The sequence below is a fragment of the Chloroflexota bacterium genome, from assembly GCA_020850535.1.
Classification (GTDB): domain Bacteria; phylum Chloroflexota; class UBA6077; order UBA6077; family JACCZL01; genus JADZEM01.
In genome coordinates this window covers 1-15,498 of the sequence record JADZEM010000073.1, presented here as the reverse complement: position 1 = coordinate 15,498, position 15,498 = coordinate 1, and the positions used below count along the sequence as shown (strand labels likewise).

Sequence of the window (15,498 nt, the reverse complement as noted above, 5' to 3'; positions counted from 1 at the left end):
TGGGTCGTGGGTCGTGGGTCGTGGGTCGTGGGTCGTGGGTCGTGGGTCGTGGGCGTGATCCCTTCCCCACGACCTACAATCCACGACCCAACACCTACCCCTTCAGGCCGCTCATCACGATCCCCTGCACGAAGTAGCGCTGCGCTGCGAAGAACAGCGCCAGCACCGGCAGCAGCATCAGCGTGGAGGCGGCCATCAGCAGGTTCCACTGCACCAGGAACTCGCCCCGGAACAACCGCAGGCCGATCGCCAGCGTCCGCAGATCGCGGTCCTGCAAGAAGACCAGCGGACGCAGGAAGTCGTTCCAATGGTGGATGAACGCCAGGATCGCCATTGTGGCGATGACCGGGCCGGACAACGGCACGATGATCGTCCACCAGATGCGTAACGCCCCCGCGCCGTCCACGCGCGCCGCCTCGTCAAAATCCCGTGGGATGGTCAGCGCGTACTGGCGGAAGAGGAAGATCCCCAGCGCGTGACCGCCCAGGCTCCACGGCACGATCAGCGGCAGGAACGTGTTGTTCCAGCCGATGAAGCGGAACAGCAGGAACTCGGGGATCAGGGTCACGATGCCCGGCAGCATCAGCGTGGCGAGGCAGAGGCTGAACAGGATGTTCCGGCCCGGGAACCGCAGCCGCGCGAAAGCGTAGCCTGCGAGGCTCGCCGTCAGCACGCCGAAGAACGTCGCCGTCAGCGTGACGATGAGCGTGTTCCGCAGGTACCAGAGCATCGGCGAGGCCGTCATCGAGCGGACATAGTTGTCCCAGACGGCCGGATTCGGGATCCACTGCGGCGGCATCGCGATCTCCTGCCCGTCCGGCTTCAGGCTGGTGGAGATCATCCAGAAGAACGGCAGCAGGTACAACACGCTCAGCACGATCAGGATCGCGTGGAGGACGTACCGCGAGGCCGGCGTGCGGGCCGTCCGGGCGCGCGCGTGCCCAGTCGCACGCGCCAGCGTGGCCTGCCCCGAGCCAGAGGAGCTGGCGACAGCGTTCATGCAGCGTCCCCTCCCTCGTAGTGGACCCACCAGCGCGCCAGCAGGAAGTTCGTGGCGGTCAGCGCGAGCACGAAGAGGAACAGCACCCAGGCCAGCGCCGAGGCATAGCTCATCTCGAAGTCACGGAACGCCTTGTAGAAGATGTACAGGATCATGATCGTCGTCGAGTTGGCGGGGCCGCCCTGGGTGGTCACGAACACCAGGGTGAAGTACGCCTGGAACGACGCGATGATCCCGATGATCAGGTTGAAGAAGATGATCGGGCTCAGCAGCGGCAGCGTGATGTTGCGGAACCGCTGGACTGGCCCGGCCCCGTCGATGTCCGCCGCCTCGTAGAGGCTGTCCGGGACGCTCTGGAGGCCGGCCAGGAAGATGATCAGCGGCGTCCCGACGCCGCCCCAGAGGGTGATCAGGATGATCGACGGCTTGGACAGGTTCGGATCGAAGATCCAGCCCAGGCCCGGCAGCCCCACCAGGTAGAGCATCGCGTTGGCGAGGCCGTAGTCCGGGTTGAACACCCACATCCAGAGCAGCGAGCTGGCGACAATCGGCATCTGCGAGGGCAGGTAGAAGATCGTCCGGTAGATCGTCAGGCCGGCCAGCTGCTGGTTGAGCGCCATCGCGATGAGCAGCGCCAGGATCAACTGGCACGGGACGGCGATGAAGCTGATGTACACCGTGTTCCACATCGCGGTGTAGAACATCGGGTCTTTGACCAGCCGCTCGTAGTTCTCCAGGCCGATCCACTCCGGCGGCGCGAGCAGCGACCAGTGGGTGAACGAGATGGCGAGGGCGGCGATCATCGGGCCGGCGACGAACGCGCAGAAGCCCAGGAGCCACGGAAGGATACAGACGTACCCTTCCACGGCCTCCTGGTTGAGGAAGCGGCGAGAGCGCCGGCCGACCCCGGGCGCCGCCGTGGCGGTGGCTGCCATCGCCGGGCTCCCTATCGGACCTTCAGCAGCGGGTCCATCGCTGCCTTGGCGTTCTTCATCGCGGTCGGCACGTCCTGCTGCCCGACGAGCACCTTCTCGAACTCGGCGGTCAGCGCGCGCGCGGCCTCTGCGCCCTTGCCCGGCACGCGCCACGCCCGGACCGTCTTGGCGGACTCGGTCAGTACCTCGATGCGCTCGAACGGCTTGATCGACTTCTTGAACTCCTCGGAGTTGAGGAGGTCGTTGCGGACCGGGTTCGTCGCGCCCGTCACGAGGTACTCGGACGCGGCGTCTGGCCCGCCGAAGTACATCGCGAACTTGTACGCCTGATCCAGGTTCTTGGTGCCCATCGGCAGGCCGGTGCCGTTCGGGCCGTCGCGGTTGATGGTCTGGTTGGTCTTGCCCTTCGGCGCGCTCACCATGCGCGGCTCGAAGTCCACCTTGGTCAGCTCATTGGAGCGGAACCGCCCCGTCCACGACATGCCGACCTTGCCCGTGCGGAAGAGCCACGTCGCCCCCTGCAGGTCGCTGGTGAGCGGCATGCTCTTGTCCTTGATCGCCATGTCCGCCTGCTGCTGGATGACCTCGACCACCTTCGGATCGGTCAGCAGCCACTCGGTCTCTTCCTTGTTGGTGATCTCGCCGCCGTTACACCAGATCGGGACGCAGGTGTAGAACTGCAGGTTGACAGGCTGCTGTGCGCCGTCGAACCCGAAGATGCGCTCCGCGCCGGCGCCGCCACTGACGGCCTTGGCGGACTCACGCAGTTGGTCCCAGGTCCAGGTGCCAGCCTTCTCGTGCTCCTCGGGCGTCTTGACGCCGGCCTTGTCGAAGATCGTCTTGTTGTAGAAGACGATGGACGAGCCAGAGTAGTAGGGGACGCCGTAGTTCTTCTCTTCGTGCGTCCAGAAGCCGAGCTGCGTCGGGATGAAGACGCTCTTGTCGCTCTTCATGCGCTCGGTCAGGTCGTTGAGCTGCTTCGCCAGGATGAAGTTCATCACCCACGATGCGTGCAGCTTGACGACATCCGGCGGCGTCCCACCGACGATGCGCGTGAGCAGCGTCTCGGGGAACTCGGCGCTCGGGACATCGTCAAAGTCCATCTTGATGTCCGGGTTCAGCTTCGTGAACTTGTCCATCACGTTCTGGTGGATCTGGTGATCCTCCGGCCCGGCAGACCAGTACATCGCCTTGAGCGTGACGGCAGCGGCGTTCGCGGGCTTGGCCGGCGCGGCAGCGGCCGTCGTGGCGGCTGGCTGAGCGGCCGGCGCGGCCGGCTTGCTCTCCGCGGGCTTCGCAGCCTCGGCTGGCTTGGCCGCCTCGGCGGGCTTGCTCTCGGCCGGCTTGGCCGGCGCGGCGGGCTTCGACTCCATCTGGCTTGGCGGCGTACAGGCCGCCAGGAGCGAGGCGCCAGCGAGGCCGGCCAGTGCGAGGCCCGAGCCACGCAGCAACCGGCGGCGCGAGAATCGGCGCGAGATCCCTTCGACTGCCATGTCGAACCCTCCCCTGTGCTCCCTGGGTCGTGTCCCCGGAAGCGCGCAGTGCCGCTCGGGCGAGCAGGCACATCGGACACCAGTGTCTCGGGAGTCCGGCACCAGGCCGTGATGCCGAGATCCCCATGATCATTCGATTTTGCAGCGGTCAGATGGCGCGTCTACGCATCGCGGAAGCGGTCGAACAGCTCCTCTGGGGCGCCAAGCTGGCGCGAGATCTCACGGGCGGCTGCCCGGGCACGCGGCCCAAGCTCCCCGAGCCGTGCCAGCGGCGTCCGCATCGTCGGGGCGGCCAGGCTGACCGCCCCCAACACGGTCCGCTCGACGCCGAAGACCGGCGCGGCGACGCACCGGACCCCCGGCAGGTACTCCTCGTCGTCGGATGCGTAGCCACGCCGACGGATCTCGGCGTGCTGCGCGCGCAGCAGCGCCCGGTCGGTGATCGTGTTCGGCGTGTGCAGGTGGATATCGCCCTCCACGATGGCGTCCGCCTGCGGCGCCGGGAGGAACGCCACAATCGCCTTGCCGGCGGCAGTACAGGCTGCCGGCCGCCGCGCGCCGATCTGCGCCCGGAGCGTGACGGCGTGCCGGCCCTCCAGCCGCTCGATGGTCACGACCTCGTGGCCGTCAAGGACCGTCAGGAAGACCAGCTCGCTGGATTCGTCGCGCAGCGCCGTCAACGGCTCAAGCCCGGCCTTGCGGATGTCCAGGTCCGCCAGGACCGATGAGGCCAGGGAGAGGACGCGCACGCCCAAACGGTAGCCATCGCCGTCCGGATCGCGGCTGACGTACCCGCGCGCCTGGAGCGTCCCCAGAATCCTGAAGAGCGTCGTGCGGTGCATGCCCAACGAGCGGCTGAGCGTCGTCAGGTTCATGCTGGACGCCCCGTCCTGCGAGAGCGCGCCCAGCACGTGCAGCCCCTTGTCCAGGGTGGAGAGGATGTGTGACTCGCTGATCTCGGCGCTTCTGGGACCGGGCATCGTAGACGCTCACCGAAGAGGGACTGTGGGAAGGGAACGGCGCGGTGCGCTACTCGGAGAGCGCAGCCCCTCGCGACCGTGGCGCCGGTCGCATGCTGCACGCGGCGTGCGCTTGGCGTACCATACGCGGGCGACGCCGGGCTGTCAAGTCGGCGGAGCGATGGGACGCGCGGATGGCGTCAAGCAGGCCGCCGGCCCCGATGCTGGGAGGTACGAACGGTGAAGCTCGAAGGAAGAGTTGCCCTGGTCTCGGGCGGCGGCGGCGGCATGGGCGGCGCCCAGTGCCGGCTGTTCGCGCAGGAAGGCGCGGCCGTCTGCGTCACCGACATGTTCCTGGACAAGGCGCAGGCTGTCGCGGACGACATCAACGCGGCCGGCGGCAAGGCCATCGCCGTCAAGCTCGAAGTGACGAAGGCCGCGGATTGGGCCGATGCTGTCGCGGCGACGGAGCGGGCGTTCGGGCCGGTCAGCATCCTCTGCAACAACGCTGGGGCCAACTTCCGGAACTCGTTCGACGAGCAGACCGAGGAGCAGTTCCGGATCATCGTCGAGTCGATGGTGGTCGGCTCGTTTCTGGGCATCAAGGCCACGGTGCCCTCGATGCGGAAGGCCGGGCGCGGCGTCATCATCAACCTCGGCTCGCTCTCCTCGATCCGCCCGGGCGGCGGCAGCCCGGGCTACGGCGTCGGCAAGACAGGTCTGATCGGCCTGACGCGCTCGGCGGCGCTCTCCTACGCGAAGGAGAACATCCGCTGCGTCCTGATCTCGCCGGGGCACGTGGACACGCCGTTCATTCGTGGCAACAACTCGTACAGCCCGAACGACGCGTCCACCAGCATCGACAACCCCGAGAACTACGAGCGCCGACTCAAGGCGACGCCGCTCGGGCGGTTCCAGCTGCCCGACGACATCGCCAAGGCGGTCCTGTTCGCCGTCTCGGACGACGCCGAGATGATCACGGGCACCATGATTACCGTGGACGGCGGTGCGTCGCTGTAGGCCGTGGGCGCACCGGAAGAGCTGACCCCCGGCCGCACTCCCGTACGCCTGGGTGTCGGGGCGGGCAGTCACCCAGGCGCGGCAGGCGTTCATTTCAGCGTGCTGTGCACCAGCGTTCATGTCAGCCTGGGCGTTCATGTCATCCTGACTTGAGATTGGATAGACGGGTGCCCAGGCTCGGTCGGGTGGCGCTCGGGGCGCAGCGGTCGCTCGATCCGGTGCTGCGGGCCATCCTCGACACCTCACAGCCCGACCTGATCTCGTTCGGGGCCGGCATGCCGGCCGCCGAGCTGTTTCCGGTGGACCTCTTCTCCGAGGCGACCGAGCGCGTCCTGCGCCAACACACGGCTGCCGCGTTCGGGATCGGGCCGACGGAGGGCCAGCCGGCCCTGCGACGCGCGGTGGCCGAGCGGCTGACCGTGCGCTCCGAGCAGGTGCTCGTGGTGGCCGGGGCGCAGCAGGGGTTGGATCTGATCGCGCGGTGCCTGGTGGACCCCGGCGACGCCGTCATCAGCTGTTCTACACCTGCCCGACCTTCCAGAACCCGACCGGGCGCACGCTCTCCCTGGCGACGGCCCTGCGGGCGCGGCTCCTGGCCGGCGCGCTCACCTGGCGGCCGGCGCTTGGTGGCCGGTCTGCACTGGTCTGACGACGCGTCAGCCTGCACACCGGCCCAGCCTTGCGCCAATGGAAGGGCGTTTCCCACACTCTCGCCATGACGCAGCCGCCAGACTTCGCATCCATTGAGGCGTACCGGGCACGGCTGGGCGACGTGCCGTTCTGGCAGCCGTACGTCCACGAGATCCTGCACCGGCATGCGCTTGCGGCCACCGGCCAGCAGATCGACGCCGGCCACAACCCGACCTCCCCGACATTCCTCTATGGCGAGGTGGTCGTCAAGCTGTTCGGCTACCTGCCGGCCTGGGAGCGCAGCGAGCGCTTCGAGCGTGGCGCGCTGGCGCTGGTCACCACCAATCCCGCGCTCGCTGCGCCGACGCTCCTGGCCCACGGCCTCCTCTACGAGGGTAGCTCGGCTCCCTGGCCCTACCTGATCTCGCGGCGGATGCGCGGCGTGGCGTCCTGGCAGGCTGGCCTGACGCCCGGGCAGCAGCACGCGCTGGCCCTGGCGCTCGGGCAGCAGATCGGGCTGCTGCACGCGCTGCCCATCAGCGCTGAGGCCGGGGACGATACAACCGGGAGCGCTGCCGCTGGGGACGCCATCGCCCAGGGCGCTGCCACCGAGGCCGACTGGGCCGGCGTCTCCATCGCCACCGCTGCCACCGAAAGCTCGCTGCCGCCGCATCTCGCCGCGCAGGCCGAAGCCTACGTGACACGGCTCGGGCCGTCATCCGCGGCAGACCGCGTCTTCACCCACGGCGACATCGTCGCCACCCACGTCTACGTAGAGGACGGCCGCCTGAGCGGGATCATCGACTGGGGCGACGCCACGATCGCGGATCGGCACGTCGAACTGATCCAGATCTACCGCGACCTGTTCCGCTGCGACCGCGACCTCTTCAGGGTCTTTCTGGAGGCCGCGGACTGGCCGCGCGCCGACGACTTCCCACACCGGGCGCTGGCGCACGCGCTGCGGCGGCAGGCGATGGGGCTGGCCCAGCACCCAACCATCGACGTCTTCATGCCGATTGCGCGGCGCTACCCACTGGCCGAGGTCGCCACGCTGGAGGAGCTGGCGGAGCTGCTGTTCGCGCGCCTGTAGCAGCACGGAGGCATATCGCGCCGTCAGGCGGCGGCGCGCTCGCCAAAGTGCGCCGTCAGCAAGGCATCGATGGCCTCGTGGTCACGGGGGCGGCTCAGGAAGTAGCCCTGCCCGAACCCGCAACGCAGCGCCCGCAGCTGTTCGAGCTGGTCGGCGTGCTCGATGCCTTCGGCCACGGTCCGCAGTCGGAGGCTGTCGCCGAGGCCCAGGATCGCCTGCACCAGCGACGCCCCCTGGCTGGACGTGGACATCCCGTCGATGAACGACTTGTCCACCTTGAGCACGTCCACGGGCAGCCGCTGGAGGTAGCTCAGCGACGAGAAGCCGGTGCCGAAGTCGTCCAGGGCCAGCCGTACACCCAGATCCTTCAGGTGCGACAGCCGCACGATAGCCGCCTCCGGATCCTGGATCATGAAGCTCTCGGTGATCTCCAGCACCAGGCTGTTCGGTGGCAGGCCGGTCTCAGCCAGCGCCGCGCGCACCTCGTCGATGCAGCTCGGATGATCGACCTGCCGCACCGAGAGGTTGACCGTCACCGTGAGCGGCGGCTCCGTCGGGAAACGGTCCTGCCAGACGCGGGCGTCTCGGCACGCCTGCCTGAGCACCCTGTAGCCCAGCGGCACGATGAGGCCCGTCTCCTCAGCGCGCGGGATGAAGGCGCCCGGCGCGATCAGCCCGCGCTGCGGATGCTCCCAGCGCACCAGCGCCTCAAGGCCGGTGATACGGTTCGTCTCCAGGCTGAAGATCGGCTGATAGTGCACCACGAACTCGTCCCGCTCGATGGCCTGCCGAAGATCGCTCTCAAGCTCCATCCGCTCGACGATCCGCGAGTGCATGTCAGCCTCGAAGATCTCGTAACGGCCGCGCCCCTTCTCCTTGCCGATGAACATCGCCACATCGGCGTTCCGCAGCAGCTCGTCAGCGGTCTCGATGCCGCCCTCACTCACGGCGATGCCGATGCTGCACCCGATGACGGTCTCTCGGCCCTGGACGTTGAACGGCGTGCGGCAGGCGGCCAGCAGCCGCTCGGCCACCAGGATCAGCTCGTCCATCGAGCAGACGTTCTCGATCAGCACGACGAACTCGTCGCCGCCGAACCGCGCCGACGTGTCCGATTCCCGGACGACTCGCCGGATCCGCTGCGAGACTGCCACCAGCACCTGATCGCCGACCCCGTGCCCCAGGCTGTCGTTCACGGTCTTGAAGTTGTCCAGGTCCAGGAAGAGGATCGCGAGTGGGTGGCCGACCCGCGTCGCCCGGACCAGCGCATGCTCGAGCCGATCTTCCAGCAGCGCCCGATTCGCCAGCCCGGTCAGCGTGTCGTGGAACGCCTGGTGCCGAAGCTGATCGGCCAGCGTGCGCCGCTCGGTGTCGTCGCGGCTGGTCAGGACGAGCCCCGCCACGTCTGGATCGTGCAGGAGGTTGGCAACCATCGTCTCGACGTGCCGCCAGCGGCCGTCGCGGTGCCGGATGCGCCACTCGATCACGGTCTCGCCGCCCGTCTGGCGGCGAGCGATCTCCAGCAGCGTCCACCCACGCTCGCGGTCGTCTGGGTGTACGTACTGCATGAACGAGGTGTTGAGCACCATCTCGGGGGCGTGGCCGAACACGCGGAGGATCGAGGGCGTCTGGTAGGTGACCTTGCCGACCTCGTCGATGACCGTCACCACGTCGGTCGCGTGCTGCACCAGCGAGCTGAAGCGAGCTTCGCTGCGGCGCTCGGCCTGGGCCGTCAACAGCCGCTCGTTCTCACGGACTGCGACAACCTGGCGGGCCACGACGAGGCCCGTCAGCAGCACCACGCCGAGAATCAGCCCCTGGATCCCGTCGGGCACCTCGCCAAAGGACGCCCAGACCAGCACGCCGTAGCCGAGCACGATGGACAGATACGGCAGTGAGCTGAGGGGCCGGGCATGCTGCACGGTCGATGTACTGTCATGTGTCGCCGCACGCGCCTCACGCGCCGCGACGAACGCCGCAAGCGCCATCAGCAGGTAGGAGATCTGAAAGGGGATCTCGGCGAGCAGCGTGATCGGCTGGCCGGCCACGTAGAGGCCGCTCACGTTGAGGCTGCCATAGGCGACATCACCAACCATGAACGCCACGATCGCCGACCCGAGCAGCAGCAGCGGCCAGCGTCCGAGCGCATCGCTGATGCGGAGCGTGACGGTGGTGATGCCGAGGATCAAGACGAGATCGGCCACCGGGTAGGCCGCGCCGACGAACGCCGCCATCGGAGTCGCGTCCTGGGACTCCGCGATGGGGTAGATCAGGAAATGCCACAGGACGACGCCACCGCCCACCGTGGTGGTGATGGCGTCAAGCCAGAACTTCAGCCGCTCGCTCGGCGCTCGCGCCCGCTGCGGAAAGGTCAGCAGGCCCGCGAGGATCAGCGGGTAGTAGATCAGGTATGCGCCATCGGCAATCGAGGGGAAAGGCGTCTCGCCAGTCACCATCCCCACGAGCAGATAGAGGGTATCGCCGAGGCAGTTGGCGCCAGCCCCCAGACCGACGATCAGCCAGGCACGACGGGCGGCCGGCAGCGTCATCCGGCGCGACGCCAGCACGACCGTGGCCGAGGTGATGCCCGTGAGGAGCATCGTCATCGACTTCGCCACGACGTCCTGGCTCTCGCCAGCCAGCCCAAAGGCGATCGCGGCCACCCGCGTGAACGAGATCAGCAGCTGGAGCGCGAGAAGCACCACCATCGGCGTCGTCATGCGTCCGGCGCGAGCGGCTGCGTCCAGCCGGCAGCCATCAGCCTGAGGAGAGCGATGATCCGCACGGCGACGCGACCTCCGCCCACCGGGCCCTCGCCGGTGGATCTGCTTGTACGGTGAGTGATGCTTGCGCTGACACGGCAACCGGGGCGGCCGCTCGCCAGCCAGGTACAGGTGCGCCCGCAGACAGGCACGGCGGTGCGTCCTGACGTCATGAGGGTACGAGGGCTACCGCAGGGACAGTCCCTGCAAAGGGAAAACCTTTAATACAAGGTGAAAGGGGACGCATTTCAGGTGACGATTTGGAAAGAGTTGCCCCGGCCCGGGGGCGCACGCGCCCGGCATAATCCTCCCGTGGGGTTGGAACGTCTGCTCGGGACACGTTACGTGGTGCCGCTTCGCGAGGGCGGCTCGCTGCCGGCCGTTGTCGAGACGGTGCAGGCGGATGGGCTGCGCCCGGGCGGGCCGTTCGTCGTCAAGTTTCGCGGAGCCGGCCAGGGCGCGAAGGCACTCGTCGCGGAGGTGCTGGTCGCCGGGTTGGCCGAGGTGCTGGGCCTGCCGGTGCCACGCCCGGCCATCATCGAGTTGAGCGACGGGTTTGGGAACGCCGAGCCGGATCCCGAGATTCAGGACATCCTCAAGGGCAGCGTCGGGGAGAACTTCGGGCTGGCGTTCCTCTCAGGCGCGCTCCCGTTCGACCCGTCGGTCGATCGCGACATCTCGCCCCAGCTTGCCGCCGACATCGTCTGGCTGGACGCCCTGGTCACCAACGTGGACCGCTCGGCTCGCAACACCAACCTGCTGCTCTGGCACGGGCGGTTGTGGCTCATCGACCACGGCGCGTCGCTCTACGTCCACCACCGCTGGGAAGGCTGGGAGAGCCGCGTCCAGTCGGCGTTTCCGCAGATCAAGGATCACGTGCTGCTGCCGCTGGCCGGCGATCTGGCAGCGGCAGATGCGCGCCTGCGGCCCACCCTCACCGAGCCGGTGCTCCGCGAGATCGTCGAGCGCGTGCCCGAGAGCTGGCTGGGCGACGAAGACCTGTTCCCGACGCTCGAGGCGCAGCGGGCAGCCTACGTGACGTACCTCTCGGAACGGCTGAACGGTCCGCGCGCGTGGCTGGCCGAGGCGATCTCCGCACGGGCGCGCGGCCCCGAGCGCCTGGCCGTGCGGCAGACCCACCGCCTGGACGCCGACCGGTAGGCTCGTGCCGATGTACGCGTACCTGTACGCCATCATCCGCGTGGTGCCGAGCGTCGAGCGCGGCGAGTGCATCAACGTCGGCATCGTGCTGTTTGCGCGCGGGCCGCGCCGGCTGGCCGCCGCCGTCGAGGCCGACCGCGACCGCTTGCGGGCGCTCGCGCCAGACCTTGACCTGGACGCCGTCGAGCGGCACCTGGAGGCGTTCGTCGCCATCGCTCGCGGCGAGCAGGCGGGCGGGCCGTTGGCCGATCTGCCGGCCGCCGAGCGGTTCCACTGGCTGACCGCTCCCCGCAGCACGATCATCCAGACCGCGCCGGCGCACGTCGGGCAGGCCGCCGACCTCGCCGCCGAGCTTGACCGCCTGATGGACGCCTACGTCCGCCGCCCCGCGCTCTGACGCGATGGTTGCCTGCAACATATCGTCTGAAAGATACTGCGCGTGTCCGGGTCGCAGGTGATTCAGCGGTAGGTATGGGTGGCCGAGCCAGCGGAGACACAGGACAAACAACCCGCAGCGCGCGCTGATGTGCTGACAGCATTGCGACAGCACGGCCTCGCGGGCGTAGTCGCGGCAGCGCTCTGGTCGGCAGCGCGCGATCTTCGGCAGCGGACTCGGCGGCGCGGCATTGAACATGCCATCACGCTGGATATCGAAACAGCCCAGGCAGTCAGCCCCATGCTGACGGGCACTCCAACCAGCACTGACCTCTCACCGCACCTACGCGTGATGCAGGCAGGACGCACCTACGTAGTCCTGCACACCCACCCACGCAGTACCTCCTTCTCCGACCTCGACATTCGCATCCTGTCCGACCATGAGCGAATTCGTGTCATGATTGCCGTAGGCAGCGATGGAACTTGGCACATCCTGAGCCGCCAGTATGACCCCGAAGTTGCCCACAACCGAACCGTTGAGATCGACTTCCTGAGGACGCTCGCCGCACCCGTCGACGCCAGTGTTCCTCCGGCGGAACGCATCCATGGTGCGATGGAGAAGGCTGCAGTGCGCCACGGTTGGCAGTATGATCGTGTCACAGGTGAGAGCAGTGGACGAGAAAATCTTTAGAGCCTATCTCGACTACACCGATGAACTCGGCAGACGTGGCATCCTCGATCATTCGCTAAACGACGCCATCGCGGACGGCAAATCCGTCGAAGAGCACATGATCGACGTTCTTCGTGCAGCCGGTAGACTGCCGGCCGGTTGGGATCAGGCAACCGACGCGCCTGCCCGGCAGTCAGCCTGAACTGCCCTAGCGATCCGAGACAGGCTGAGCGCCGCGCGCATCCGGCATCATCCCCCACGCGGCCGGCCCGGCAACGGGTCACCAGGGCCGGGGGAGGCAGCGTGCGGATCGGCATCAACGGGTACTTCCTGCGAGAGCCGCACACCGGCATGGGGCAGCATCTGACCTACCTGCTCCACGCGCTCGACGCCCACCCGCACGGCGACGAGCAGTACGCCCTGCTGAACCCGCGCTTTCCCGAAGCGCCGTCGCTGCTCGGGCCGGGCGGCCGGCCGCGGACCGAGCTTGGCCCGCTCAGCCGCCGCTTCCGGGCCACCGAGACCGCGCTCGGGCCGGCCCGCGTGCCGCTGCAGCTGCGGAAGCTCTGGTTCGAGCAGGCCGGGGTGCTGCTGGCCGGCCGGCGAGCCAGCATCGACCTGCTGCACTCGCCGTACTGGACCAACCCGCTGTGGTCGCCCTGGCCGACCGTCGTCACAGTTCACGACGTCATCCAGCTGGTGTTGCCCGAGTACCAGACGCTGGCCCGCCAGCGCGCCTACTTCGGGCTGGTCACGCGGGCGCTGAAGAAGGCGACGGCCATCATCACCGTCAGCGAGTGCTCCAAGCGCGACCTCGTGCGCACCATCAGCGTGCCCCCCGAGCGGGTCCACGTCATCGAGAACGCCATCCCCGAGACGCTCCAGCCGGTCACCGAGCCGGAGGCGCTGGCCGCCGTTCGCCAGCGCTACGGCCTGCCCCAGCAGTTCGTCCTCTACCTGGGCGCGAACGACTGCCGCAAGAACCTCGACGGGCTGATCCGCGCCTACGGCACGCTGCCGGCTACGCTCCGCGCGGCGTACCCGCTGGTCATCGCCGGGCGGCAGTGGCCCCACGATCACCCGCTGTACCCGGATCCGAAGAAGGTCGTCCGCGAACTGGGGCTGGACGGGCAGGTCATCTTCACCGGCGGCGTCGAGCAGGCCGACAAGGCCGCGCTGCTGAGCGCCGCGACGGTGTTCGCGTTCCCATCACTGTACGAGGGGTTCGGGCTGCCCGTCCTCGAAGCGATGGCCTGCGGGACGCCAGCCCTGACCGCCAGCACGTCGTCCTTGCCCGAGGTGACCGGCGACGCAGCCGTGCTGGTCGATCCGAGTAGCGTCTCGGCCATCGCCGAGGGGTTGGGCGGGCTGCTGGAGTCGCCGGAGCAGCGACGCGAGCTGTCAGCCCGGGGCATCGCGCGCGCACGACAGTATCGCTGGTCAGCAGTGGCCGAGCGGACCGTCGAGGTGTATCGGGGCGCAAGCAGGCCGTAGGGCGCAGGCAGCACGCAGCGCGCCATCGCGGCCGGCAGGGCCAGCCGGCTCAGCCTGCCGCGCGGGCGTACAGCCGCCGGTAGGCCAGCGGTGATGTGGACACGGACCGCCGAAAGTGGACCCGCAGCGCGGCGGCCGTCCCGAAACCGGCCTGCTCCGCGATCTGCTCAACCGGGCGATCAGTCGTCTCGAGCAACTCGCGGGCCAGCAGGAGCCGCTGGGTCAGCAGCCAGCGGTACGGCGTCGTGCCGTGAGCCGCGCGGAACTGGCGGGCGAACGTGCGCGGACTCATGCAGGCGCGCGCCGCCAGTTGCTCCACCGTGATGTGCTGCTCCAGGTGCGCCAGCGCCCACGAGAGCGCCTGCCCGAGTGCGTCGTCGCCAGCCTGCGCCTGGACGGGACGCTCCACAAACTGCGCCTGCCCGCCGTCGCGGTGCGCCGCCACCACCATCCGGCGTGCTACCGCGTTGGCGATCTCCGCGCCGTAGTCCAGCCGCACGACGTGCAGGCAGAGATCGATCCCGGCTGCCGTCCCCGCCGACGTCAGGATCTCACCGTCGTCCACGTAGAGCACGTCCTGCCGCACGTCCACGGTTGGATAACGACGGGCCAGAGCCTCGGCGTACCGCCAGTGGGTCGTGGCGGGGCGCCCATCGAGCAGCCCGATGCCCGCCAGCACAAACACGCCCGAGCAGATGGTGACCAGCCGTGCGCCGCGCGCATGGGCCGCGCGTACCGCCCCTGCGAGCGGCTCCGGCACCGGCTCGTCGGGGTCACGCCAGTGCGTGAAGACGATGGTGTCCGCCTGCTCGAGGTCGGCCAGCCCGTGCGGCGTATCCAGCACGAAGCCGGCGCCGGTCTGAAGCGGCGGCGGCTCGGCAGCACAGACCATGAAGCGATACCACGGCACGCCCAGCTCTGGGCGCTCCAGCCCGAAGACCTCACAGGCCACGCCCAGCTCGAACGGATGAACGCCGTTCAGCACGACCGCCGCCACGGTGTGCCGTGGCGGCTCGCAGTGGAGGGGTGGGAAAGGTGCTGGCGCATGCATCACAACGGCCATGGCAGGATCGTACCGTATCCTGGCATTCCTGCCACTCGTCCGGCGGGGCCGCGGCCTGGACAATCCTCTCCAGCACCGCCCGCGCAACGGGCGTCAGCCCGTGGATCGGGCAGCATCGGCCACGAGCCGGGCATCACCCCACCCACAGCGCTTCGGGAGGCACGACATGGATCTGGAGACGCGCCGCGCCCTGCTGCAACGGTACCGCGAAGGCCCCGCCGTGGTGGCGGCAGCCCTGGCTGGCGCGACGGACGCCGAGCTTGACGCCCGCCCGGCTGACGGCGGCTGGACTGCCCGCGAGGTCGCCATCCACCTGCCGGACAGCGAGATTAACGGCGCCGTCCGGCTGCGCCGTCTGGTCGCCGAGGACGAGCCGCACATCATCGGCTACGATCAGGAGCGGTGGGCTGAGCGGCTCTACTACAACCGCCCCATCGCGGCGGCGCTGGCAGCCCTGACCGCCATCCGCGGCCTCAACGCCGAGTTGCTCGACGCGCTGACTGAGGAGGAGTGGCAGCGAGCCGGCACGCACTCCGAGTCTGGCCGCTACGGGCTGGACACCTGGCTGCCGACCTATGCTGCCCACGCCCACGATCACGCAGACCAGATCCGGCGCGCCCTGGCCGAAGCGCGCGACCAGGCAGTCGCCGTTCCGGCCTGACGGAGCGAGGCAGGCCCTCACCCCGATCTCCCCCTCACCCCCAGCCCCTCTCCCTCCAGGGGCTGACTTCCCGACAGTTATTGCGAAGGCGGGTCCACCATCTGCGGAACCCGGAGGTTGAATGACCGAAGGGAGGCAGATGATGGACCCGCTAGGAGTATGGCAAGGATGGGGCCGCGAGGTGG

Annotated in this window: 15 protein-coding genes; 9 read left to right on the top strand and 6 right to left on the bottom strand. The window is 68.7% G+C overall.

Annotation, left to right across the window (positions count from 1 at the left end; genetic code table 11):
- Positions 1 to 94: 94 nt before the first annotated feature.
- The 4 genes from IT306_11060 to IT306_11045 all read right to left on the bottom strand — a co-directional run bounded on the left by IT306_11060 (position 95) and on the right by IT306_11045 (position 4,408).
- Positions 95 to 1,000: a carbohydrate ABC transporter permease gene (locus tag IT306_11060; protein MCC7368955.1), complete on the bottom strand. Its 906-nt coding sequence runs from the start codon at positions 998 to 1,000 to the stop codon at positions 95 to 97.
- Entirely contained in the window at positions 997 to 1,935 is a 939-nt protein-coding gene (locus IT306_11055; protein MCC7368954.1) for a sugar ABC transporter permease, read from the bottom strand. The genes IT306_11060 and IT306_11055 overlap by 4 nt, the downstream gene beginning before the upstream one ends.
- A gap of 11 nt (positions 1,936 to 1,946) precedes the next feature.
- Positions 1,947 to 3,428 (bottom strand): sugar ABC transporter substrate-binding protein, encoded by a 1,482-nt coding sequence (locus IT306_11050; GenBank protein MCC7368953.1) that lies wholly within the window; start codon positions 3,426 to 3,428, stop codon positions 1,947 to 1,949.
- A gap of 161 nt (positions 3,429 to 3,589) precedes the next feature.
- A complete protein-coding gene (locus IT306_11045) occupies positions 3,590 to 4,408 on the bottom strand; it encodes an IclR family transcriptional regulator (GenBank protein MCC7368952.1) in 819 nt (272 codons plus the stop codon).
- A gap of 219 nt (positions 4,409 to 4,627) precedes the next feature.
- On the opposite strand from IT306_11045, the gene IT306_11040 reads away from it, so the two are divergent.
- From IT306_11040 to IT306_11030, 3 genes are all read left to right on the top strand, one after another.
- A complete protein-coding gene (locus IT306_11040; protein ID MCC7368951.1) occupies positions 4,628 to 5,407 on the top strand; it encodes an SDR family oxidoreductase in 780 nt (259 codons plus the stop codon).
- Between the two features lie 167 nt (positions 5,408 to 5,574).
- Positions 5,575 to 6,126: an aminotransferase class I/II-fold pyridoxal phosphate-dependent enzyme gene (locus IT306_11035; protein MCC7368950.1), complete on the top strand. Its 552-nt coding sequence runs from the start codon at positions 5,575 to 5,577 to the stop codon at positions 6,124 to 6,126.
- On the top strand, positions 6,123 to 7,127 hold the full coding sequence (locus IT306_11030; protein ID MCC7368949.1) for a phosphotransferase: 1,005 nt from the start codon (positions 6,123 to 6,125) through the stop codon (positions 7,125 to 7,127). Before IT306_11035 ends, IT306_11030 begins: the two co-directional genes overlap by 4 nt.
- Before the next feature lie 23 nt (positions 7,128 to 7,150).
- On the opposite strand, the gene IT306_11025 is transcribed toward IT306_11030, so the two are convergent.
- Positions 7,151 to 9,835: an EAL domain-containing protein gene (locus IT306_11025; GenBank protein MCC7368948.1), complete on the bottom strand. Its 2,685-nt coding sequence runs from the start codon at positions 9,833 to 9,835 to the stop codon at positions 7,151 to 7,153.
- Between the two features lie 372 nt (positions 9,836 to 10,207).
- Between IT306_11025 and IT306_11020 the strand changes: the two genes are divergently transcribed.
- The 5 genes from IT306_11020 to IT306_11000 all read left to right on the top strand — a co-directional run bounded on the left by IT306_11020 (position 10,208) and on the right by IT306_11000 (position 13,589).
- Entirely contained in the window at positions 10,208 to 11,050 is an 843-nt protein-coding gene (locus IT306_11020) for an aminotransferase class I and II (GenBank protein ID MCC7368947.1), read from the top strand.
- A 10-nt stretch (positions 11,051 to 11,060) separates the two neighbouring features.
- Positions 11,061 to 11,447 (top strand): DUF3037 domain-containing protein, encoded by a 387-nt coding sequence (locus tag IT306_11015; protein ID MCC7368946.1) that lies wholly within the window; start codon positions 11,061 to 11,063, stop codon positions 11,445 to 11,447.
- A 78-nt stretch (positions 11,448 to 11,525) separates the two neighbouring features.
- Complete coding sequence (locus IT306_11010) at positions 11,526 to 12,116, top strand: hypothetical protein (GenBank protein ID MCC7368945.1); 591 nt, start codon at positions 11,526 to 11,528, stop codon at positions 12,114 to 12,116.
- Entirely contained in the window at positions 12,097 to 12,297 is a 201-nt protein-coding gene (locus IT306_11005) for a hypothetical protein (protein MCC7368944.1), read from the top strand. The genes IT306_11010 and IT306_11005 overlap by 20 nt, the downstream gene beginning before the upstream one ends.
- Positions 12,298 to 12,398: 101 nt before the next feature.
- Positions 12,399 to 13,589 carry a glycosyltransferase family 4 protein gene (locus tag IT306_11000; GenBank protein MCC7368943.1) on the top strand — a complete coding sequence of 397 codons (1,191 nt, stop codon included), beginning with the start codon at positions 12,399 to 12,401 and terminating at the stop codon, positions 13,587 to 13,589.
- 49 nt (positions 13,590 to 13,638) lie between these two features.
- Here IT306_11000 and ftrA read toward each other — a convergent pair whose 3' ends face one another.
- Positions 13,639 to 14,640, bottom strand: coding sequence for a transcriptional regulator FtrA (gene ftrA, locus IT306_10995; GenBank protein MCC7368942.1), 1,002 nt, complete (start codon positions 14,638 to 14,640; stop codon positions 13,639 to 13,641).
- A gap of 178 nt (positions 14,641 to 14,818) precedes the next feature.
- On the opposite strand from ftrA, the gene IT306_10990 reads away from it, so the two are divergent.
- A complete protein-coding gene (locus tag IT306_10990; GenBank protein MCC7368941.1) occupies positions 14,819 to 15,313 on the top strand; it encodes a DinB family protein in 495 nt (164 codons plus the stop codon).
- Positions 15,314 to 15,498: the final 185 nt, after the last annotated feature.

Excerpts from the sequence above, each read along its gene's own strand:
- IT306_11015 (MCC7368946.1), top strand. The coding sequence starts at position 11,061 with ATGTACGCGTACCTGTACGCCATCATCCGCGTGGTGCCGAGCGTCGAG.
- IT306_11055 (MCC7368954.1), bottom strand. The coding sequence starts at position 1,935 with ATGGCAGCCACCGCCACGGCGGCGCCCGGGGTCGGCCGGCGCTCTCGC.
- IT306_11060 (MCC7368955.1), bottom strand. The coding sequence starts at position 1,000 with ATGAACGCTGTCGCCAGCTCCTCTGGCTCGGGGCAGGCCACGCTGGCG.
- IT306_11050 (MCC7368953.1), bottom strand. The coding sequence starts at position 3,428 with ATGGCAGTCGAAGGGATCTCGCGCCGATTCTCGCGCCGCCGGTTGCTG.
- IT306_10990 (MCC7368941.1), top strand. The coding sequence starts at position 14,819 with ATGGATCTGGAGACGCGCCGCGCCCTGCTGCAACGGTACCGCGAAGGC.
- IT306_11025 (MCC7368948.1), bottom strand. The coding sequence starts at position 9,835 with ATGGTGGTGCTTCTCGCGCTCCAGCTGCTGATCTCGTTCACGCGGGTG.
- IT306_11045 (MCC7368952.1), bottom strand. The coding sequence starts at position 4,408 with ATGCCCGGTCCCAGAAGCGCCGAGATCAGCGAGTCACACATCCTCTCC.
- ftrA (MCC7368942.1), bottom strand. The coding sequence starts at position 14,640 with ATGCATGCGCCAGCACCTTTCCCACCCCTCCACTGCGAGCCGCCACGG.
- IT306_11030 (MCC7368949.1), top strand. The coding sequence starts at position 6,123 with ATGACGCAGCCGCCAGACTTCGCATCCATTGAGGCGTACCGGGCACGG.